Source organism: Limnospira sp. PMC 1279.21, assembly GCF_032349615.1.
GTDB classification, from domain to species: Bacteria; Cyanobacteriota; Cyanobacteriia; order Cyanobacteriales; family Microcoleaceae; genus Limnospira; species Limnospira fusiformis.
Genome location: NZ_JARPLU010000019.1, coordinates 17,551 through 39,595 on the forward strand (window position 1 = coordinate 17,551; position 22,045 = coordinate 39,595).

Below are 22,045 nucleotides of genomic sequence, written 5' to 3' on the forward strand. Positions count from 1 at the left end.
CTCAAAATCTATCAAAATCAGAAAAATTGCTCATCCCCCTTCGATGAAAGGTTGTTGATTCTACTATCATAAATTTGATTAAGCTATCAATTATCCCAATGGTTAATTAATCATAAAAATCAGTCACAAGATACTCTATATAACTTAACTAACAGGTTCAACTGTTGATTGTCAATGGCTTTGACTTGATCGGAACCGCTGAAACTGTGATAAGTTGTTATGTTATTAATCCTAATATCTGATCAAGGAGAGTAGGGGAATCAATGTCTACACCCACGATTAACCCTTGGCTTATGTCCAGTCCAACTTTAAACGACATCATCCATAGAGACCCCCTAACGGTTGTTCCTAATACCTCCCTCATGGAGGTCATGGCTTTAATGAGTCAGGAGCCCTCAGACCAGTGGGGAACAGAAAACTTCCCCCCTAACAGTTGTGTACTGGTGGTGGAAGATGGGAAATTGGTGGGTATGTGGACGGAAAGGGACGTGGTGCAGCTAATTGGTGCGGGGGAAAATCCGGGGGACTTGGTTGTGTCTGAAGTGATGAGACAACCCCCTGTGGTCTGGCGAGAAGCAGATGAGCTGGACATTTATGCAATTATTCAAAAATTAAAAACCCATAAAATTCACTATATCCCAGTTCTAGATGAGAAAGATTATTTAACTGGAATAATTCCTGAGTATCGGGTGATAGAAAAACTTGTTGATTCCCATCCTAACCATGATATTCTCAGTAGAATTAGCCCCACTAAGCTGCAACAGCAACTGGCACAATTTAAGGCTAAATTACAAAATACCAATGCCCAACTACAGGGGGAAATCAGTCAACGGGGTATCATCCGCATGATTGAACAAAAATTGCGAACTGGTGAACCGAATCTTCTGACATTTTTTGATGCTTTGACTGATATTATCCTGATTATTAATACTCGCACCAATTCGATTCAGACTCCCCGCAAGTCCCGGCAAAATAATCATGAATACCTAGGTACAAAATACGAGGGTAATACATCTCCAATAATTAACCAAACTCGGCAGCTATTTTCTCCTGATTACCCGGACAATATTTTTAGAGAAAAAGTTAATCAATGTTTGCAAACGGGGAGAATTATAAATTTTGAATATCATCTGAATGTGGAAGGTGATTGCTTGTGGTTTTCGGCAAATATCTCCCCCATTTCCTCGGAATCTGTAGCTTGGGTTGCTCGTGATATTACTGAAAATAAGCGAGCTGAATCAGCTTTAAAAAGTCTGACGGCGGAATTGGAACAACGGGTACAAGAACGTACCCTTGAACTGCAAAAAACTAATCAAATGCTTACCAGGTACTTGGAGGAACAACAACAGTCAAAAAAAGAGTTATTAAAAGCTCATAATAAAATGCGATCGCACGTGGAAAATTCTCCTCTAGCTGTGATTGAATGGGACCCAGAATTTAAGGTACAATATTGGGGAAAGCAAGCGGAAAAAATCTTTGGGTGGAAGGCTGAAGAAATCATAGGTATTCATTGGGGAGAATGGCCAATTGTTTTTGAAGAAGACCTACAATTAGTAGAAACAGTTATCGGTGATTTACTCGGAGACAAAACCAATAAAAATATTTGTAAGAATCGTAACTATACCAAAGACGGGAGAGTAATCTACTGTGAATGGTATAACTTAGTATTACGGGATGAGTCCCATCAGGTTATATCGATTTTGTCATTAGTTCAAGATGTGACGGAACGGGAGTTATTAGAAATTGAACGTTGTCAGGTTGAGGAGGCTTTGCGGGAAAGTGAGGCTCGCTATGCGACTCTTACAGATATTTCTCCGGTGGGGATATTTCGGACTGATGCTGAAGGTAAATTTGTCTATATCAATGAGCGTGGATGTGATTTGGTTGGCTGTTCAGTCATGGAAATGTTTGGGCATGGTTGGACTAAAAGGCTTCATCCTGATGACCGAGAGCGGGTAATTAATGAATGGAATAAATGCGTTAATAATCATCAAATGTTTCAGTTAGAATATCGTTTTTGTCATGGTGAAGGCCAGGTGGTTTGGGTTTTTTCCCAAGCTGTTCCTGAGCTAAATGATGATGATGAAATAGTTGGTTTTGTGGGAACTCTCACTGATATTAGTGAACTAAAATCCGCTGAAAAATCTCTGCAAGAATTGAACCAAGACTTAGAAATGCTGGTGGAACAGCGAACATCTCAACTACAAGAAACTAACGAAAAGTTGCGAGTTGAAATTGCGGAGCGACAAAAAATTGAGGCGGAAATTGCGACTAAGGCTTATCAGCAGGCTATGGTAGCTGAAGTTGGACAAAAAGCTCTCTTGGGTATTGACTCGGAAATATTAATTCAGGATATTGTCGGGATGGTGGGTCGATGTTTACAGGTGGATTATTGTAAGTTATTAGAAATACGGGTGTCTGAACCCGATCGCCTGACGGTGGCGATCGCTAACCATCAACACACCCATAATCATCGCTTAAAAACTGACAAATATCACCAGGTTTACTCATTTATTTTACCTGAATCATCATCAACTACACCCTCTCCTAGCCACCACCTTAACCTAGGAATAGAACCGTCGTCAAATATTTATCAGTTTCCCCATATTAATGGGATCAGTATTCCCATTGAAAGCCAAAATTCCTATTATGGCATTTTGGGGGTTTATACGACCGAAACTAGAGAATTTGTGCAGGAGGATGTACACTTTCTGCAAAGTGTAGCTAATGTTTTAGCAACGGCGATCGAACGCCAACACGCTGAAGAACAATTAATGAACTCCCTTAAAGAAAAAGAAATTTTGCTGAAAGAAATTCACCACCGAGTGAAAAATAACTTGCTGGTAGTTTCCAATTTATTAGAGTTTCAATCGGATTACACGGACAACCCAGAAGTAATCAAACTTTTGTCAGATAGCCAACAACGCATTCAATCTATGGCTCTGATTCACGAAAAACTATATAAGTCAACAGGTCTGGATAGGATTAACTTTGGCGACTATCTCAATGATTTAGTTGAGCAACTATTTGACTCTTACGGGACAGAAGCTCACACAGTTGACTTAGAATTAGATATAGAATCCGTTGAACTTAACCTGGAAACAGCTAACCCTTGTAGTTTAATTGTCAATGAGCTGATATCTAATGCTTTTAAACACGCCTTTGTCGATGAACGTCCTGGTAAACTTGGGTTAGAACTTCATCAAGATGATCTTGGTATTATTACTTTGATTATCCGGGATAATGGGGTCGGTATTCCAGAAGGACTAGATATTCGCAATGTGGAATCCCTAGGAATGGAGTTGATCTGGACCCTGACTGAGCAGATAGAAGGAAACTTAGAACTATTGGACGTAACCGAGGGAACAGCATTTAAACTGATTTTCTCGGAATTGTCCTATAGACAAAGATATTGAAATTATTAAGTTGTTATATGAGAACATCAATAATGGTGATCAATTTTGTATAATTACGATAATTTTCAGCATACCAAACCAACTAGGTGCAATACCATGAACACTGTCCAAATTCTGATTGTCGAGGATGAGTTATTAATTGCTAAAGGATTGGCCAGAAAACTCAAGTCTTTGGGATATACTGTAGTGGGGATTGTTTCTTCGGGACTAGCGGCGATCGCCAAAGTGGCGGAAACTAACCCTGATTTAGTATTAATGGATATTGTTATTAAAGGGGATATGGATGGTATTGAAACCGCCGCTAAAATTCATGAACAATATGGAACTCCGGTAATTTACCTGACGGCTTATGCTGATGATAGTACCCTAGAAAGAGCTGAATCTACTGGGTCTTATGGTTATCTTTTAAAGCCTTTTAAGGAGCGAGAAGTTCATGCAGCTATTCGCATGGCATTAAAGAGATATGAGCAGGAAGTACAAGTCAAGGAATCTCTGAATTTATTTCAGGAGTTAGAAGCTGAAAAAACACGACTGTTATCCATAGCATCCCATGATTTAAAAAACCCTCTAACTTCTATTCAAATGTCTACGGATTTGTTAGCTAAATATGACTCGAAACTAGATGAGCAGAAAAAACTTAAACATTTTCAGCGAATCCAGTCATCAATTAATAGTATGAATCAATTACTAGAAGATGTCTTAACATTAAGTAAGTCTAGTTCGGGAAAATTGACTTTTGCTCCTAAGTTAGTTAATGTGGTCAAGTTGATCCAACTCTTAATAGACCAGTTAATGGTGCAAGTGAATGACCAACACAAACTCGAATTAAGAACCTCGGGAGATTTAGATGATCCGATCATGTTAGATGACAAATTGCTGGGTCATATTCTAGCTAATTTATTATCCAATGCTATCAAATATTCTCCCGATGGTGGGGTGATTAATTTTGATGTTATTCGCCAAGAAAATCAGATAATTTTTCGGATTAAGGATGCGGGTATAGGTTTACCACCAGAGTATAAACAAAAGCTATTTCAAGCCTTTGAACGTGGTTCTAATGTCGGAAACATCAAAGGTACAGGATTAGGATTATCTATTGTTAAGCAAGCTGTAGATTTGCATGGAGGAGAGATTACTGTTGACAGTGAATTAGGACAGGGAACCACATTTACAGTGATTTTGCCAATCACAGAGGTTTCCTAAATATCTAAATATGGCATAATTGAACCTATTAACTGATTTAACCGATCTAGGTATAGGTACAAAATTAGAATAAACGAAAGCAGAATTAATATGGCTAAAGTTTTAGTAATTGAGGATGAAGAGACAATTCGGGAGAATTTGGTAGAATTACTGGAGATAGAAGATTTTGATGTGATCTCGGCTGAGAATGGCAAGTTGGGTGTAGAACAGGCTCACAAACATTTACCGGATTTAATTCTCTGTGATGTGATGATGCCTGAGTTAGATGGTTATGGAGTATTAAAGGAGTTAAGATCCCATATGGAAACGGCGACAATTCCGTTTATATTTTTAACGGCTAAAGCCGATCGCGATGATTTACGGGAGGGGATGAATTTAGGAGCGGATGATTACCTAACTAAACCCTGTTCTATGGAAGAATTGTTAACAGCGATCGCCATCAGATTAGAAAAACAGTCTTTAATCAAACAGCAATCGGAAATACAGATCCGGGAATTACGGGAAAATATCACCCATTCCCTCCCTCATGAATTACGAACTCCCCTAAATGGCATCATCAGTAATACGGAGTTACTACTCTCAAATTTAGACTTATTTGAACCGGATGAAATCAAGGAAATTTTGCAAGATATTCGGATTTCCGGTCGCCGCCTCTATCGTTTAATCATCAATTTTTTGCTATATGCAGATTTAGAAATTATCGGTTTAAATGTAGAAAAAGTGCGATCGCTCCGATCCATTCAGGTCAAAGACAGCCAATCAGTTATTATCAAAGCCGCCACCCAACAAGCCCAAGAACACCAAAGGGAGACAGACCTAGAATTTGACCTAGAAAATGCCACGGTACAGATGGCAGCTAACCAGCTTGAAAAAGTGGTAGTAGAATTGATTGATAATGCCTGTAAATTTTCGGAACCCGGTACACCAATTCAGGTAATTAGTCAAGTAGGTGAGGAATTTTTATTACTAAAAATAAGCGATCGCGGTCGAGGGATGACCCCAGAACAAATCAGTAAAATTGGCGCTCACGTACAATTTGAGCGAAAACTGTACGAACAGCAAGGCTCAGGACTAGGACTAAGTATTATTAAATGTATTGTAGAACTGCATGGCGGCCAGTGGAGAATTGAAAGCGAATCTAACCAACAAACCACCATTTCCCTAAACTTACCCCTAGGCTTGGATGTACTCCCAGGCTGAAACCAAATAGTTGACAAGGAGGAGAGGGAGTCCTCCAATAGCCGCAAGACTCCCTATTCGATGAACTGAGGATATAGGTTATAGGTTGATGGGCAGGAATTACATCATTCCCATGCCACCCATGCCACCCATGCCACCCATACCACCCATACCACCCATACCACCCATGCCGTCCATATCTGGCATTGCTGGTTTAGGCTCAGGCTTCTCAACCACGAGAACCTCAGTGGTAATCACCATTCCCGCAATTGAGCCAGCATTTTGCAGGGAAGAGCGAACCACCTTGGCTGGGTCTAAAATTCCTGCCACAATCAAGTCTTCAAAGTTACCCGTTAAAGCATTGTAACCAATATTAGAGTCACTGTTACGGACTTGTTCAACAATTACAGAACCCTCAACCCCTGAATTATTAGCAATTTGACGCAGAGGTGCTTCCAAAGCTCGTGCCACAATTTTAGCTCCCAGCTTTTCCTCTTCTATGCTGAAAGTTGCAGCCAGTTGCTCTACCTTTTTGACCAAGTGAATTAAGGTTGTACCGCCACCGGGAACAATTCCCTCATCCACAGCAGCTTTAGTGGCATTCAGAGCATCTTCAATACGAAGTTTACGCGATTTCAGTTCAGTTTCCGTAGCCGCACCAACTTTAATGACTGCCACACCGCCAGCTAACTTAGCAATACGTTCTTGCAGTTTTTCCTGATCATATTCGGAATCAGTTTCTGCCAGTTGCTTACGCAATTGTTCGACCCGCTGTTGGATCTCACCTTGATGACCGGAACCAGAAACAATGGTGGTGGAGTCCTTGTTAATTGTGACTTTAGTGGCTGTTCCTAGCATCTCTACGGTGGCTGTTTCCAAGTTTAAGCCAATTTCTTCGGAAATCAACTGACCCCCGGTAAGAATGGCAATATCTTGGAGCATGGCTTTCCGACGTTCGCCGAAACCAGGGGCTTTAATAGCAGCTACATTCAACACACCCCGGGCTTTGTTGACAACTAAGGTGGCTAGGGCTTCCCCGTCGATGTCTTCGGCTATAATGAGCAGGGGTTGACCAGAACGGGCGACTTTTTCCAGGACGGAGACAATATCCTGAATGGCACTGATTTTTTTATCGGTAATCAGGACACGAGCATTGTCTAACTCTACTGTCATCCGTTCGCTATCGGTGATGAAGTAGGGGGAAATATAACCGCGATCGATTTGCATCCCTTCCACAACTTCTAATTCGGTGGTTAGGGACTTGGACTCCTCAACGGTGATTACTCCGTCTTTGGTCACTTTGTCCATGGCTAGGGCGATCATCTCTCCCACTTCCTTATCATTCCCGGCGGAAACTGTGGCTACCTGTTCGATCGCACTTCCTTCGACGGGTTTAGCTAAGGATTCAATTTCTTTGACCAGATACTGAACGGTTTTATCAATTCCCCGCCGCAAAGCCACGGGGTTCGCACCCGCCGCCACATTCTTCAAGCCTTCCTGTATCATGGCTTGAGCCAAAACTGCTGCTGTGGTAGTACCATCTCCAGCCACATCATTGGTTTTCGCTGCTACTTCTTGAATTAACCGCGCGCCTGTATTTTCTAGGGGATCTCCTAATTCGATCGCTTTGGCTACGGTAATTCCATCACTGACAATATCCGGTACGCCAAATTTTTTCTCTATCAGTACATTGCGACCTCTTGGACCGAGGGTAACACGAACTGCGTCTGCTAGGGCGTTGACTCCCCGCTCGATCGCTCGCCGTGATTCTTCGTCAAAGGCTACGATTTTCGCCATATTACACCTAATTTAGCTCTCCAAATAGTCAATTTAGCACTCATGGTGTACGAGTGCTAATTCGTGGAAACCGTACCAAATTGGGGTGGGGACAGTCCCAAGTTATTAGTCCTGTGGTTAGAGGTCTAAGCCATGACCATGCCACCATCAACATTGATAACCTGACCCGTGATATAGGCGGCGGCGGGGTCAGCAGCCAAAAATCTGACTAACCCGGCGACTTCTTTGGGTTCACCGTAACGACCTAGGGGAATAAATTTCAGGATCTCTTCGGTGTTTTTTAAGTCTTTGGTCATGTCTGTGGCTATAAAACCCGGGGCGACGGCATTAACTAACACTCCCCGAGTCGCAAATTCTTTGGCTAGGGTTTTGGTTAAACCTATGACTCCGGCTTTGGCGGCGCTGTAGTTGGCTTGACCGGGGTTCCCCATTTGACCCGCCACGGAAGCAATATTGATGATCCTACCCGATCGCGCTTTCAGCATGATTTTAGCTACCGCGCGACAGCATAGAAACACTCCGGTTAGGTTAAGGTTGATTACGGCTTCCCAGTCGGAGGGTTTCATCCTCAACAATAGGGTGTCGCGGGTGATACCAGCGTTGTTGACTAGGATATTGATGCCACCACACTGGTCTACAATATCTTTGATTAGCTGATCTACTTCCTCGGCTTGGGATACGTCCGCTTTCATGGCGCGCGCCTCTCCTCCGGCTTCGGTAATTTCCGCTACTACTTTCTCGGCGGCTGTGCTAGAACTGGCATAGTTGACAACTACTTTAGCCCCTTGTTGGGCCAGTTCTAATGCGATCGCTGAACCAATACCCCTAGATGCACCAGTTACTAAGGCCACCTGCTGTTTTAACTGCTGCATTGATTCTGGTAACATTTCCATCGGGATTTTTCCTTTCCAGTTAACTTCCAACTCAATTATGATAAGGGGAATGGGGTTTGAGGTACAGCGATATATAATGGGAAATTGAGCAATAGCTAATTCATGGGGATTATGGCAGTTAAAAAGCAGTTTCAGAATTTTCAGGAACTTCTTGAGAGTTCCGAAGTCCCTGTTTTGGTGGACTTTTACGCCACTTGGTGCGGTCCCTGTCAAATGATGGCTCCGATTTTGCAGGAAGTTAACCAAGAGATGAAAGAACAAATCCAAATCGTCAAAATTGACACCGATAAATATCCTAAAATTGCCTCGGATTATCAAATAGAAGCTCTCCCAACTTTGATATTTTTTAAAAATGGTCAACCGGTAGACCGTTTTGAAGGGGTTAAACGCGCACCAGAACTGATTAAATGGCTTTATGGGTTGCTGTAACCTACGGAGTGGCGATCGCTTGTGGGGGTGTTCCTTTTATAGGCGATCGACTATGAAACTTGAAATGCGTCAATAAATACCTTATGGTAATTAGGCTTATATTTGGTGTGGGAGTCCTGGATGTATCCCTTTTCTAGTTCCGGTTCCGGTTCCGGTTGTGGTGACATGAAGCCACACAATGGTAAAGTTGTCAATACTTGCACCCCAGAGATTTATGGTCTTTTACCTGTTCCCGAAGGTCCGTTAAGGATTTCTGGAGAAGTTCCACAACCAACGGATTTGGATCGTCCGTCAATTCTGCTGTCCGTAGCTATTCCCACTTTTCGGGAAAGCCAAAATATACCCATCTTGATTGATCGCCTCACCGGGTTATTAGATCAAGTCATTCCTAGACAGTATGAGTTGATTGTAATTGACGATGATAGCCCCGATCGCACTTGGGAAGTCGCCACCAACATAGCTACTTATTATCCCCAGTTGCGGGTTATGCGCCGCCGAGGAGAAAGGGGTCTATCAACCGCCGTAATTAGAGGCTGGCAGGTGGCGTTGGGTGAGATTTTAGCTGTCATTGATGCTGACCTACAACACCCCCTAGACACCATACTACAATTGTGGTCGCAAATCCAGTCTGGGGCTGATTTAGCTGTGGCTAGTCGTCATGTTTCTGGGGGTGGGGTCAGTGATTGGAGTTTGGCGCGACGGATTTTGTCTCGTGGCGCACAAATGCTGGGGTTGATGATTTTACCCGGGGTAGTGGGTCGGGTTTCTGATCCTATGAGTGGTTATTTTATGCTGCGGCGCGATACCCTGGCTAATATCGACCTCAACCCCGTGGGATACAAGATTTTGATTGAGGTATTGGGTCGGGGGAGAATTGCTAACATTCAGGAAGTCGGCTATGTGTTCCAAGAACGTCAGGAGGGGTATAGTAAAGTTACCAGTAGGCAGTATTTTGAGTATTTACAGCATTTGCTAAGATTGCGGATCGATAATTTGCCAGTGGGTCGGTTTGTCAGATTTGCAGTGGTCGGGTTTAGTGGCTTATTTGTCGATATGGCTATCTTTTATCTGTTATTAGATGGCTGGGGTTTACCCCTGACCCTAAGTGCAGTGCTATCGGCGGAAATGGCGATTATCAATAACTTTATCTGGAATGATCAATGGACTTTTCGGGATTTGTCTCGCCAACAGTCTGGCGGTCATCGAAAACTTAAAAGATTGTTAAAATTTAATCTGATTTGCCTGATGGGGTTAGGATTGAATGTAATCATACTCAACCTGTTGGTTTCGGTGTTGGGCTTAAATGCCTATATGGCTAAATTGGGTGCGATCGCGATCGTGACATTTTGGAATTTCTGGGTTAACCTCAAATTGAGTTGGCGAGTGACAGAGGTCAAACCATAAATTTGGCAATTCCAGCTCAAAGTCAAGCCTCATATTTATGGAAACAATCGATAAATTTGCATAGCCAAGATTTATGTTATTTAGATCCAGACCACCTGCTAACATGATTTGAAAAAATCCCCAGCAAAAATCATACCTAAATCCGTTAATTAATTAGTAAATTTTATCAAAGTCGCAAATGCTCTGAAGGAGGTAATTAATAAGAATGAAAGTTTCCATAATTGTTAGCGATTTATCCTCCCAAGGTGCAGGCCGGTGGGGTGGTGCTGTGCGACCATTTTTGTTGGCTAAAGCCCTCAAAAAAATAGGCTGTGAGGTGGAAATCGTTGGTTTCTCTCGCCGAGATAAAGAAGGGTTAAGCTCTAGTCCAGATGTGCCAATCATTGCCATCCCCACTCATCCGTCCTATCCCAGGTTTTTGGCTTCAGTACCCAAATTTTTTAGTCACATTACTGGAGATATTATTTATGTTTATAAGTCCAAACTACCTACATTAGGTATAGCTTTACTGCACAAAATCAAAAGTGGCTGTCCAGTAATTGTAGATATAGATGATTGGGAGTTAAGTTGGAGTGGTGGTGATGAGTATCAATATAAACCCTCTGTATTTCAATTATTAAAGGATATATTGGAACCCGGTGGAGCATTGCACAACACCGATCATTCAATATATCTAAGATGGGCAGAAAAGTTAGTGGCTAAGGCTGATGCTGTCACTATCCACACCCAGTTTCTACACGATCGCTTTGGTGGGATTTACCTACCTAATGGTAAAGATACCGCACTGTTTGACCCGTCTCTGTACAATCCAGAAAATAGTCGTGAGAAATATGGTCTCAGTAATTATCGCATCCTAATGTTTCCCGGCGCTCCCACCTATTCTAAAGGGGTACAAGATGTTTTAACAGCATTGGACATCTTAAATCAGTCAGATATCAGATTAGTAATTGTTGGTGGTAGTCCTTATGACGACTATGATCAGCAATTGACAGAAAAATGGGGGCGATGGATTATCAAACTTCCCAAGTCTCCACCTGCTGTTATGCCGGAAATTGTAGCTGCTGCCCATATTATTGTGGTTCCTCAAAGAGATACTCCCAGGTCTCGAGCTCAGTTTCCTTTAAAACTTACAGACGGAATGGCAATGGCTAAACCTGTGTTAGCTGCTCGTGTTGGCGATATTCCTGAAATTTTAGGGGATACAGGTTACTTAGTTGATCCTAGTTCACCTGAACAAATTGCGGATACGTTACAATTAATCTTTTCCGATTTAGAAGCAGCTAATAACAGAGCATTAAAAGCCAGGGAAAGATGTAAAGAGTTTTACAGCATTGAAGCTATGGCTAATGTTTTATCTGGTGTGATAGAAAAAGTCCTATAGATTGAGAGCGCATGATTCCGAGGAATGGTTCATATAATGTTAAGAATTACTTGGCGATGATTGAGGCAGCAATAATTTGCTCAGAAATGATCAATGGACTTTTCGGGATTGGTCTTGCCCACAGTCCGATCTTCGTCAAACAGTTAAAATATTATTAAAATTTGGTTAAATTGCTCTGGTTAAGTTAGCATGGAAGGTGATAATGTTCAACTGGTTAGTTTCTCTGTTGGGCTTAAATGCCTATAGGGGTAAATTGGGTGCGATCGCGATCGTGACATTTTGGAATTTCTGGGTTAACCTCAAATTGAGTTGGCGAGTTACAGAAGTGAAGATGTAAAAATTGAAGTGAGGATAACAGCAGCTCCAATGACAATGCCAAATTTTCTTATTATCGGTGCTGCGAAGTCAGGAACCAGTTCTTTAGAATATTATCTCAAGCAGCATCCACAGATTTACATGAGTTATGCTGAAGAAATGCACTTTTTTGCATTTGAGAACCAGAAATTGAACTTTCAAGGAATTGGCGACATTTCTTTGATGCGACGGGCTGTTACCAGCCTAGATGATTACCAAGCTCAATTTCAAGATGTTTCTGAGGAAATAGCAATTGGTGAAAAATCAGCTTGGTATCTTTACCATCCGAAAGTACCGGAAAGAATCAAGCATTACATTCCAAACGTTAAACTCATCACTGTACTTCGCAACCCAGTAGATAGGGCTTATTCGAGTTTTTTGCATCTCATTCGGGATTACAGTGAGCCGATTCATGATTTGGAAGTGGCTCTGGAAGCGGAACCACAGCGCATTGACAACAATTGGGAATATTTGTGGCATTATCAACAGGCTGGATTTGATTACCAGCAGCTTCAACGATATTTCGATATATTTGCTCCTGAACAAATTGGAATTTTTATTTATGAAGACTACCGGAAAAATCCAGAAAAGTTTCTTGTAACTATTTTTGATTTTTTGTGTGTAGACAAAACATTCAAGCCGGACTTGTCAAAGAAAATAAATGTGGGAAAACTAAAGGCAAAAGTTCCTAAAAACCAGACCTTCCATAATTTTGGGAGTGAACCCAATATCATTAAATCTATGGTTAAAAATTTTTTACCTATCAGCTTGAGGGAAAGGATTCGGGAGGGACTCAAACAGACAAATTTAGGTCAGCCTCCACTCCAGCCCCAAGTCAGAAAAAAAACTCTTAGATATCTATCGGTCAGATATTATGAATTTAGAAAGGTTGATTTCCAAAGACTTGTCTCGATGGTTAGAACCATAAATAGACCCATAAACTGTTTGATTGATTCAATATGAAAGTCATCCACAGTCTAAGTTGGTATTTTCCCCAGAGTTCCGGTGGTACAGAGGTCTATGTTGATGGTTTGGTGCAAGAGTTGCGATCCCTAGGAATAGAAAGTGTTGTTGGTGCTTCCCTAAATGGAACAAAGGAGCAGAGCTACCAACATAATAACATTTCCGTTTATCGTTATCCTTTATTTCCAAATCCGACTCAGGCACAACTTTACGAACTCGAACCTCCAACCGGTTTCAACTATTTTTCATCGTGGTTAGCCGACCATAAATCAGATATATACCACCAGCACTCTTGGCGATTCGGCTGTGGAGTACACCACCTTAATTGTGCTAAGGAAAACGGTTTAAAAACTTTAGTGACCATTCATATGCCAGAACCCTTATGTCTTAGGGGTACTATGATGCTACATGGCCAACATCCCTGTGATGGAAAAATTCAAGACGTGCGCTGTAGTCAATGCTTGGGATTGCCGGCAAAAGTGCCGAATTGGGCAATACAAGGATTAAGTCGAGTGCCCTCGTCTTTAGCCACGAATTTTCAAACTCAATTAAAAACTTCGAGTTCGGTTCGATTGCAGCAGTTAGGAAGGACAATAGGTACACCTCCAAAAGTTATAAATCATCAAAAAAAACTGCACAGAATGTTCGAGCTTTCAGACCTGGTTATTGCGCCTTGCCAGTGGATTTATGACGGCTTAATTGCGAACGGTTTTGCCAGAGAAAAAATTGTTTTGTGTCGCCAAGGAGTCTCGAATTTTAATAGAAATTTTGAAAAAAAGCAGAGCCAAGAAAAAAAATTAAAAATCGGCTTTTTAGGACGTTGGCAGGATACTAAAGGAGCGCAAATGTTGGCAGAAGCAGTACATCGCCTGCCACCAAATTGTCCGGTAGAACTGATTATTCATGGTATGGGTGGAAGTAAACAAGATCTGGCGAATCGAGAAAAAGTGATGGCTTTGGCATCTACCGACTCCCGAATTAAAATAGCCGATCAACTTGCGAGGGAAGACGTTCCAAAGGCTTTGGCACAATTGGATCTCTTGGCCGTACCTTCCCAGTGGTTGGAAACGGGGCCTCTTGTCGTTCTCGAAGCTTTGGCTGTGGGGACTCCAGTTATCGGTTCCAAACAAGGTGGAATTGCTGAATTAGTCCGTCACGGCATCGATGGTTGGCTGGTTCCCGTCACTGTAGAAGCTTGGCAAGAAGCCATTGCCTATCTCGCTGTGAGGCGAGATGTAGTCCACCAATTAAGTCAGTCTATAAAGCCAGTCCGGACGATGAAAGAAGTTAGTAAAGAAATGGTTGTACTTTATCAAAAAGTGTTGAATTAAAATTAGAGAACCCAATTGTATAATTGATTCACTCAAAATTCATGAAAGTCAAAAAAAAGTATGAAAGTCCAACCCCATGATTTCAAAAAATTGAAAATTTCGATCATCAGCCCAGAAATGTCGGGGGCTGGAGTGGTGAGGTCTTTTTTGCTCGCCCAAGCTTTAAAAATGCTAAATTATCAAGTAGAAATTCTGGGTTTTTTGGTAGAAGGTAAAAATATTTATGTGACTCCAGCTTTTGATGTTTCTATTTTCTCCGTAGCCGTAGATGATAATTATCAAAATTTCATATCCGCATCCCCAAAAATTCTTGAAAAAGTTGATGGAGATATCATTTATGCGGTTAAACCCAGAAGCAGCAGCTTCGGTATTTCTCTAATTAAAAAAGTCATGAGTCGTCGCCCCTTAGTGTTAGATATAGATGACTGGGAACTCAGTTGGCAGGGAGGGGATGACTGGAAGTATAGCCCAAATCCGAAGCAATTAGCCAAAGATATCTTGAAGAAAGATGGGGTTCTCAGGAATCCAGACTATCGTTTCTATTTAAAGTTGATGGAGAAATTAGTGTCCTATAGTGATGCCGTGACTGTCAATACTAAGTTTATTCAAAATCGCTTTGGTGGTGTATATTTGCCCAATGGCAAAGATACGACTTTATTCGATCCGAGCAAATATAATCCCGAGATGAGTAGAAGTCGTTATCACCTCAGCGAATATAAAATACTAATGTTTCCCGGCGCTCCCAGACCCTATAAAGGGGTAGAAGATGTATTGATGGCTCTCGATCTGATTGACCAGTCGGATTTCAAGTTGGTAATTGTTGGGGGTAGCCCCTATGATAATTATGATGATATACTCATGGAAACGTGGGGACGCTGGATTATCAAATTGCCAAACTTTCCAGCCGAAAAGATGCCGGAGATCGTTGCCGCCGCCCATGTTATTGTGGTTCCCCAGCGCGATCACCCGGCGACTAGGGCGCAGTTTCCCCTGAAGCTGACCGATGGAATGTCTATGGCTAAACCTGTCTTGGCGAGCCGAGTTGGTGACATTCCCGAAATTTTAGGAGATACTGGGTATTTGGTCGAACCGAACTCTCCTGAACAAATTGCTGACACACTCCAACTGATATTTCAAGATTTACACGTTGCTAATGATAGAGGATTACAGGCTAGAAAAAGATGTGTAGAATTGTACAGTATTGAGGCGATGGCAAATGTTCTGTCTAATGTGATTGATCAAGTCATGTAAATTTTAAAAAGGGGAATAATTTATGTCATCGGAAAAATTACTGTTAAATTTTGCTAGAAAATACCCGGTCAGAATTGTAGTTATCGTCATTCTGGGATTTTCAGGAGCCATATTTAATGGGGTCAGTACGACCTTGATTGTCCCGATTATTCTCAATATATTAGGGGTGCAAGCTAACCTAAAAGATGCCCCAGCATTGATTCAAAATATCATGTCTCCATTTGACTCAGTGCCAGAAATATACCGTCTACCCTTAATGACAGGAGCTATTTTACTAGCGATTATTTTAAAAAATTTAACTAACTATGTCAAAAGTTTGGCTTCCAGTGCGTTAACTCGTGCTTTAACCGCTGACATGAGAGAGTCAGGCTTACGGTTATTACTGAATGTAGATTTGGACTATTACTCTCAAATGAAGGTGGGGGATATCGTCAACAGATTAGGGGGTGAAATCAGTAGAGCATCAAGTACCATTAGCACATACATTGGGATGCTCATAACATCGATTACAATTTTAGTATTTGTGGCGATGCTGTTGGCAATTTCCTGGCAACTGACATTGGTAGCTACAGTTTTGCTTTTATTCGTTACAGCCATTAATCAGGTAATAGTTAATCGTTCTAAAAGATTTGGTAAAAAATTGTCAGAACTATCAAGAGGATATTCAATTAAACTATTAGAAATACTTAATGGTATTAGATTGGTAAAATCTACCGGTAATGAAGAACAGGAATATGAACAAGTTAGCCAGTTAATTCGCGATCGCGAAAAAGCGGATTTTGAGGAGCAGGTAAACTCAGCAGCTATTGGACCCATCAATGAAGTCGTTAATATTTTAGTGATTCTTTTGTTAGTGATGATCGGCAGGATATTTTTGCAAGAACAAGTATCATCATTGGCAACCGTTCTGCTCACCTATTTATTTGTACTATTTAGAACTCTTCCCCTAATTTCCGGGTTAAATAGCTCCCGAAGTCAAGCAGCCAATAAATCGGCATCCGTAGAAATTGTGCATGACTTTTTAAGACAGGATAACAAAAGTTTTATGAAGAATGGTGAGCAAGAATTTAAGCGTTTAGAGAAGGAAATTCATTTTAATCAAATCTCTTTTGCTTATCCAGGGCATAAAGATATGGTCTTAAAAAATATCGATTTGCACTTGCCACGGGGAACTACCTTGGCCTTGGTTGGGGGCTCTGGTTCAGGAAAATCAACCTTAGCATCCCTACTCCCTCGGTTTTATGATCCGAGTCAGGGTGCGGTGATGATAGATGGAAAAGATTTGCGCGATTTTGAGATAAAAAGCATCCGAAAGGCTATGGGAATTGTGAGCCAGGATACATTTTTATTTAATGCCTCAGTTCGCTACAATTTAGCTTATGCCAAGCCAGAGGCCACAGAAGAACAAATCATTGATGCAGCTAAACGAGCCAATGCTTATGAATTTATTGAAAATTTGCCCCAGGGCTGGGATACCCAGATTGGCGATCGCGGTGTGTTATTATCGGGAGGTCAAAGACAACGACTAGCCATTGCTAGAGCTTTGCTACAAAATCCCGATATACTTATCCTAGATGAAGCCACCAGTGCATTGGATACAGTCTCAGAAAGGCTGGTTCAAGAAGCGATTGAAGAACTCAGCAGAGAACGGACAACTTTAGTGATTGCTCACCGTCTTTCCACTATTCAAAAAGCTGATCAAATTGCCGTTTTAGATGAAGGAAAAGTAGCTGAAGTCGGCAGCCATGATGAACTACTAGCTCAAGGGGGAAAATATGCCCGCCTCTATACTTTGCAGTTTGCCGACGAAGCCGAACGCGATCGAGCAATTATCAAGAGTTCCTACGATGTTCGGACTCGTCTCAATCCCATGATTGGTTTTCTGCAATTACTGTCAGAGGATATGATCGATGAACCCGAAGAACGCGAAGAACTCTTAAATGAGTCTTATCATTCGGCTACCCACATTCTGGAAAGTTTAGAGTTTATCGAACAAAGTGTTAAACTTCGGCTAAGTAAAAGGCAAGAATCATCCTCAAATTAAGGAATAAATTTTCAATGGCTAAACATTACCTATTTTTTACTCAAAAGACTCTCCCTCAACCCAACGTAGCGAGTTTAGTTCAAGTGGTTCATTCTGCGAATGCCGCGGCAAATTTGGGCTACCAAACTGTTTTGGCTTATATGAGTCCCCAAAAGTCCACTTTTAACCCAATTGGGTTGATGCGACCCTTTAATCCCCAAAAGCCAGAGCCACAACTGATTGAACAATATAATATACAAGAATACCTCAAAGTCTCTCCCTTACCCATGCCGTGGCCTGTGAATGCCAAGTGGGGTGGTAAATGGACAAACTCTAGCACTGTTGTATCAAAATACTACTTGCCTGTTCATATCAAACCTGATACTAAAATTGTTCATACTCGAGATTGGAATTTCGCTAAAGCTGCTATTAAACATAGATTACCAGTCATCTACGAACAACACCATTATGATCAGAAAAAATTTCCGCCAGAAATTGTTAGATCTCCCTGGTTTCAAATAGCGGTTACAGTAGCAGATACTGTTAAAGATAATTTGATTGCTAACGGTATGCCTCCCGAAAAAACCATCAAACTTCATAACGGTTTTAATCACCTATTTATATGTAGACATGATCAAGAAGCCGAAGAATGGCGAAAAAAACTTATCCCAAATGAACGCAACCATCTAGTTGTTTACTCGGGGGGACTTTATCCTTTTAAAGGTGTGGATCTGCTAATTGATGTGGCTAAAAAATTACCCAAAATTCAATTCGCATTTGCTGGAGGTAATCAATCTCAGGTACTAGAGTACCAAACAAAAGCCAAAGATAATCAAGTTGATAATGCTGTATTTCTGGGTTTTCTCCCTCAAGATCAACTCGCCAGTTTACTGCAAGCAGCTGATGTTTTAGCTCACCCTCATCTCATGACTGAGGCAGCAACTTTTACATCTCCTTTAAAGTTTTTTGATTATCTAGCATCAGGAACCCCCATTGCCGCCAGCGAAATTCCCCCGTTAAGGGAATTTAAGTCATCAAATATTGCGGTGGGATGGTGTGAACCAGACCATCCCACCGTTTTCGCTGAGTGTATTGAAAAAGTTTTGTCAACCTATCCTAGAAAGACGGGAGGATATCCAGAAACTATTGAGTTTGCTACTCAGTTTTCTTGTGAAAATCGAATCACGAAAATTCTCAGTTATGTCGATGAATCAATGCGACCAGAGTTAGTTAATTAATCATAGGTAAAATCAAAATGGAACCCCAAATTGTTGGTATGATTACCAGTTACCCAAACGCCAATCAAACAGATTGGTTGTGGCAACAAACCCCTGATCATTTTGGCAGATGGGGAAATATCGCGATCCAGTCAACTCATCCACATCCTGATTTCTTACTCCTGTATCAATTGGATTTTCCTAAGCCTCGTCAAAAAACTTCCTGGCGCGATCGCCTGCAAGACTTGGTTAAACCACAGCAACCAGCACCCGATATCAGGGAAAAATTTAGGGGTGTTCCCAAAGAACGCATGATTTATCTGCTCCGAGAACCGCCTTTAAGTAAAGTCGTTGAAAGAACTCAATATAACTACCGGCAGGCTGAATTGTATTGTGATTATGTTTCTGGACCAGATAACTTTGCTCCAGTTCCTGATTATATGCCAGCCATTTGGTATCATCATAATTCCTTTCGAGAACTTAATGAAATGGAACCACCCACCAAAGAGCTTTTTTGTTCTTGGATTACTTCGGGAATTAATCGCAGTGAAAACCATCAGCAGAGGTTGAATTTTTTAGGACTAATGCAAGAAGTAAATGTGGAGTTTGATTTGTATGGCCGCCAGTTGCCTCCCGCCTCCAACTATCGAGGACAACTGAGTAATAAATGGCAGGGTATGGCACCTTACTACTATAATTTAGCGATTGAAAATTATGCTGACAATGATTTATATGTGAGTGAAAAGCTCTGGGATTCTTTGTTGGCTTGGTGTTTGCCAATTTATTATGGAGGACCGGCAGCCGATAAGTTATTACCACCTGGAAGTTTTCTGAGATTGCCAAGCCTGGATGAAAAAGGGTTAGAATACATTAAGGAGGTGACTGCTACTGCTGATGCTTGGTATGAAGCTAGAGAGGCGATCGCCGAAGCTAGACAAATTATTTTGCACAAGCTTAACTTACTCGCTTGGTTGGACAATTTTGCCAAAAATCATTAAGCATGGAGCAACTCAATGGCTAATAATTCTCAAGAGGGAAATACCAAAAATTCTCAAAGATTGTGGGAGTTGGATGTGCTGCGAGGAATCGCAGCATTAAGTGTGGTCTTATTTCATTACACCAGTCAGTATAGTACACTGTATGGGCATTCCGATCAAGTCTGGTTTTATTGGGGATTGGGACGACATGGAGTTGAGTTTTTCTTTATTGTCAGTGGTTTTGTGATTTTGATTACCCTGGAAAGAACGAAAAGCTGTTTAGACTTTATAATCAAGCGCTTTTCTCGACTGTATCCGGCTTACTGGGTGGGGATTATTTTGACATTTACAATTACAGCGATCGCTCAATTACCAGATCTACAAGTCAGCTTCTCAGACGCTTTATTAAATCTGACAATGTTTCAATGGTTATTTAATGTTCCCAATGTAGATAAGGTATATTGGACTCTCAGAATTGAAATTTGTTTTTATATAATGATGTTACTCATCTACAAACTGAGACTTTTAAAGCGCGTAGAAGTAGTCGTATCTGGATGGTTAGCATTAACTTTATTTTATTCGATTAAAACTTATATGGCAAGCCGAGGATTTGAATTTTCATATAGTGAAAATTACTTAGAAGCAAATAATTATTTTTTAATGGGTAGTTCAACTTTAAACAACCTTGATTATTTATCAATGGGAATAATTTCTAACTTAAAAAGTATAGTACGCGAACTAATTATCATTAAATATGCACATTTATTTATCGCAGGATTAATGATTTACAAGGTGAATAAGCAAGGATTTTCGATTCATAGATTCCTGATAATTATGATTTGTGTTTTGGCCCAAAGGTTTGCTTATCCCTGGGAAAATTCTTGGTCTACAACTATTATAGTAGCCAGTTTTATAGTGTTACTATATTTGGGAACTCAGGGTTCTTTGAAATGGCTCAGGTTGCAGCCGTTAATTTTTTTAGGCACTATTTCTTATAGCTTATACCTAATCCACCAAAATATCGGCTATGCCTTGATTAGACAACTTTACCAATATGGTTTTAATCCTAACCTAAGTATTATCCTAGCCATCATTTTGTCTATAGCTTTGGCATCTGCTATCACCTTTATGATAGAACTACCCGCCAATCAGTGGTTAAGGTTAAAATATCAAGAATATCAGAATAAGTTATTGTCATCAACTTGAACCCAACTCGCGATTTTAAGGAGGTCAGAATTATGCGTGGTATTTGCAGTCTAGGTAACGATGTTGTTTATGATCAGTTAGTAGGACTTCTCAACAGTATAGATGCAATTTTGGGTCCAGAAACCCCCGTTTGTATCTATCCATTTGATGATCGCATCGAAAAAATTGCCGCCGAAATTGCCAAGCGACCTAACGTCACCCTTTACGATGATAAGGAATCAATCCAGCGTTGGGATAGTTTTATGGCTGCGGCGGCTCCTGAAAGACTGAATAAAGAGAAATTTAGATTATATGGCGCTCATCGGCGGTTTTGTGCCTTCGATGGTCCTTTTGACCAATTCATTTATATGGATGCCGATACCCTGGTCATGAACTCTTTAGATCCCGTGTTCGACAAGTTACAAGAGTATGACTGGGTAGTGTATGATTTTCAGTTCACAGATCCGACTAAAATCTATAACTTACAGTCCCCCAAATTGCCAGAAGTTTTTGACAAACAGAGGATCGATTCAGAAATATTCTGTTCCGGTTTCTACGGTTCTAAGCGCGGGGTATTTGACGAAGCAACCAGAAACGATCTGTTATCGAAGTTAAAAGCGGGAGAGTATGAGATTCTCTATCCGGGGGCGGGGGAACAGCCCTTGCTAAATTATATGGTCATGGGTTCTGGAATTCCCAGCTACAATTTTGCCAAAGGTTTGCCAGACTCACAAAAGACCGGGTGCAGCGCCACTTCCAAACATTTTGAAGAACAAGACCACATCTTGTATGATAAAGGCAATCGACTCACTTACATCCATTATATCGGTGTTCAACCTGAGTTAATTTCTCGCGTTTGTGCGGGTGAAAATCTTGGTTTTCCATATCGGGATGTGTTTCTGCACTATCGCTATCTCCACGAACCGGAGCAGCGTCCAGTGTTTACCACACCCCCAAAAACTGAGAATTCAGAAACCCGGCAGAGTTTGATGAAACGAATTCTCAGAAAATTGAAATTAACTCGTTAAGAATAGGAGAATTT

The 22,045-nt window shown here is 41.2% G+C and carries 17 protein-coding genes; 15 read left to right on the forward strand and 2 right to left on the reverse strand.

Translation table 11 applies throughout. The features are described 5' to 3' along the window. Positions 1-263 precede the first annotated feature (263 nt). The 3 genes from P5683_RS05000 (at position 264) to P5683_RS05010 (ending at position 5,819) form a co-directional block, all read left to right on the forward strand. Complete coding sequence (locus P5683_RS05000) at positions 264-3,416, forward strand: PAS domain S-box protein (RefSeq protein ID WP_048895061.1); 3,153 nt, start codon at positions 264-266, stop codon at positions 3,414-3,416. A gap of 96 nt (positions 3,417-3,512) precedes the next feature. After that, positions 3,513-4,619 (forward strand): ATP-binding protein, encoded by a 1,107-nt coding sequence (locus tag P5683_RS05005; protein WP_006625835.1) that lies wholly within the window; start codon positions 3,513-3,515, stop codon positions 4,617-4,619. A gap of 90 nt (positions 4,620-4,709) precedes the next feature. Continuing rightward, positions 4,710-5,819, forward strand: a complete 1,110-nt coding sequence (locus tag P5683_RS05010) for a hybrid sensor histidine kinase/response regulator (RefSeq protein ID WP_006625834.1) — start codon at positions 4,710-4,712, stop codon at positions 5,817-5,819. 99 nt (positions 5,820-5,918) lie between these two features. Here the strand turns inward: P5683_RS05010 and groL are convergent, their stop codons facing one another. Both groL and fabG read right to left on the reverse strand, forming a co-directional pair. Continuing rightward, the gene (groL, locus tag P5683_RS05015) at positions 5,919-7,595 is read right to left on the reverse strand and encodes a chaperonin GroEL (RefSeq protein ID WP_006625833.1); all 1,677 of its coding nucleotides are present in this window, start codon (positions 7,593-7,595) and stop codon (positions 5,919-5,921) included. 125 nt (positions 7,596-7,720) lie between these two features. Next, a complete protein-coding gene (fabG, locus tag P5683_RS05020; RefSeq protein ID WP_006669692.1) occupies positions 7,721-8,488 on the reverse strand; it encodes a 3-oxoacyl-[acyl-carrier-protein] reductase in 768 nt (255 codons plus the stop codon). Between the two features lie 102 nt (positions 8,489-8,590). Between fabG and trxA the strand changes: the two genes are divergently transcribed. The 12 genes from trxA to P5683_RS05080 all read left to right on the forward strand — a co-directional run bounded on the left by trxA (position 8,591) and on the right by P5683_RS05080 (position 22,031). Further along, positions 8,591-8,917, forward strand: coding sequence for a thioredoxin (trxA, locus tag P5683_RS05025; protein WP_046319802.1), 327 nt, complete (start codon positions 8,591-8,593; stop codon positions 8,915-8,917). Positions 8,918-9,037: 120 nt separating this feature from the next. Then, positions 9,038-10,321 (forward strand): glycosyltransferase, encoded by a 1,284-nt coding sequence (locus P5683_RS05030; RefSeq protein WP_315645825.1) that lies wholly within the window; start codon positions 9,038-9,040, stop codon positions 10,319-10,321. 205 nt (positions 10,322-10,526) lie between these two features. Beyond that, the gene (locus P5683_RS05035) at positions 10,527-11,702 is read left to right on the forward strand and encodes a glycosyltransferase (RefSeq protein ID WP_006625828.1); all 1,176 of its coding nucleotides are present in this window, start codon (positions 10,527-10,529) and stop codon (positions 11,700-11,702) included. Between the two features lie 202 nt (positions 11,703-11,904). Continuing rightward, positions 11,905-12,039: a hypothetical protein gene (locus P5683_RS05040; RefSeq protein WP_315669420.1), complete on the forward strand. Its 135-nt coding sequence runs from the start codon at positions 11,905-11,907 to the stop codon at positions 12,037-12,039. Then, positions 12,012-13,019, forward strand: coding sequence for a sulfotransferase (locus P5683_RS05045; RefSeq protein ID WP_228116535.1), 1,008 nt, complete (start codon positions 12,012-12,014; stop codon positions 13,017-13,019). Before P5683_RS05040 ends, P5683_RS05045 begins: the two co-directional genes overlap by 28 nt. Next, positions 13,016-14,350, forward strand: a complete 1,335-nt coding sequence (locus P5683_RS05050; protein WP_006625825.1) for a glycosyltransferase — start codon at positions 13,016-13,018, stop codon at positions 14,348-14,350. The genes P5683_RS05045 and P5683_RS05050 overlap by 4 nt, the downstream gene beginning before the upstream one ends. 60 nt (positions 14,351-14,410) lie before the next feature. Then, complete coding sequence (locus P5683_RS05055) at positions 14,411-15,601, forward strand: glycosyltransferase family 4 protein (RefSeq protein WP_006625824.1); 1,191 nt, start codon at positions 14,411-14,413, stop codon at positions 15,599-15,601. A gap of 22 nt (positions 15,602-15,623) precedes the next feature. Further along, complete coding sequence (locus tag P5683_RS05060; RefSeq protein ID WP_187757992.1) at positions 15,624-17,645, forward strand: ABC transporter ATP-binding protein; 2,022 nt, start codon at positions 15,624-15,626, stop codon at positions 17,643-17,645. Positions 17,646-17,659: 14 nt separating this feature from the next. Then, positions 17,660-18,862, forward strand: coding sequence for a glycosyltransferase (locus P5683_RS05065; RefSeq protein ID WP_006625822.1), 1,203 nt, complete (start codon positions 17,660-17,662; stop codon positions 18,860-18,862). Between the two features lie 17 nt (positions 18,863-18,879). Further along, positions 18,880-19,839: a glycosyltransferase family 10 domain-containing protein gene (locus P5683_RS05070; RefSeq protein WP_315639384.1), complete on the forward strand. Its 960-nt coding sequence runs from the start codon at positions 18,880-18,882 to the stop codon at positions 19,837-19,839. A 15-nt stretch (positions 19,840-19,854) separates the two neighbouring features. Continuing rightward, positions 19,855-21,024 (forward strand): acyltransferase, encoded by a 1,170-nt coding sequence (locus P5683_RS05075; RefSeq protein WP_046319794.1) that lies wholly within the window; start codon positions 19,855-19,857, stop codon positions 21,022-21,024. 32 nt (positions 21,025-21,056) lie between these two features. Next, entirely contained in the window at positions 21,057-22,031 is a 975-nt protein-coding gene (locus P5683_RS05080) for an Npun_R2821/Npun_R2822 family protein (protein WP_315639387.1), read from the forward strand. Positions 22,032-22,045: the final 14 nt, after the last annotated feature.

Coding starts and splice junctions, on each gene's coding strand:
- P5683_RS05000 (WP_048895061.1), top strand. CDS start 264: ATGTCTACACCCACGATTAACCCTTGGCTTATGTCCAGTCCAACTTTA.
- P5683_RS05060 (WP_187757992.1), top strand. CDS start 15,624: ATGTCATCGGAAAAATTACTGTTAAATTTTGCTAGAAAATACCCGGTC.
- trxA (WP_046319802.1), top strand. CDS start 8,591: ATGGGGATTATGGCAGTTAAAAAGCAGTTTCAGAATTTTCAGGAACTT.
- P5683_RS05080 (WP_315639387.1), top strand. CDS start 21,057: ATGCGTGGTATTTGCAGTCTAGGTAACGATGTTGTTTATGATCAGTTA.
- P5683_RS05035 (WP_006625828.1), top strand. CDS start 10,527: ATGAAAGTTTCCATAATTGTTAGCGATTTATCCTCCCAAGGTGCAGGC.
- P5683_RS05055 (WP_006625824.1), top strand. CDS start 14,411: ATGAAAGTCCAACCCCATGATTTCAAAAAATTGAAAATTTCGATCATC.
- fabG (WP_006669692.1), bottom strand. CDS start 8,488: ATGGAAATGTTACCAGAATCAATGCAGCAGTTAAAACAGCAGGTGGCC.
- P5683_RS05005 (WP_006625835.1), top strand. CDS start 3,513: ATGAACACTGTCCAAATTCTGATTGTCGAGGATGAGTTATTAATTGCT.
- P5683_RS05050 (WP_006625825.1), top strand. CDS start 13,016: ATGAAAGTCATCCACAGTCTAAGTTGGTATTTTCCCCAGAGTTCCGGT.
- P5683_RS05040 (WP_315669420.1), top strand. CDS start 11,905: ATGTTCAACTGGTTAGTTTCTCTGTTGGGCTTAAATGCCTATAGGGGT.
- P5683_RS05030 (WP_315645825.1), top strand. CDS start 9,038: ATGTATCCCTTTTCTAGTTCCGGTTCCGGTTCCGGTTGTGGTGACATG.
- groL (WP_006625833.1), bottom strand. CDS start 7,595: ATGGCGAAAATCGTAGCCTTTGACGAAGAATCACGGCGAGCGATCGAG.
- P5683_RS05070 (WP_315639384.1), top strand. CDS start 18,880: ATGGAACCCCAAATTGTTGGTATGATTACCAGTTACCCAAACGCCAAT.
- P5683_RS05065 (WP_006625822.1), top strand. CDS start 17,660: ATGGCTAAACATTACCTATTTTTTACTCAAAAGACTCTCCCTCAACCC.
- P5683_RS05010 (WP_006625834.1), top strand. CDS start 4,710: ATGGCTAAAGTTTTAGTAATTGAGGATGAAGAGACAATTCGGGAGAAT.
- P5683_RS05075 (WP_046319794.1), top strand. CDS start 19,855: ATGGCTAATAATTCTCAAGAGGGAAATACCAAAAATTCTCAAAGATTG.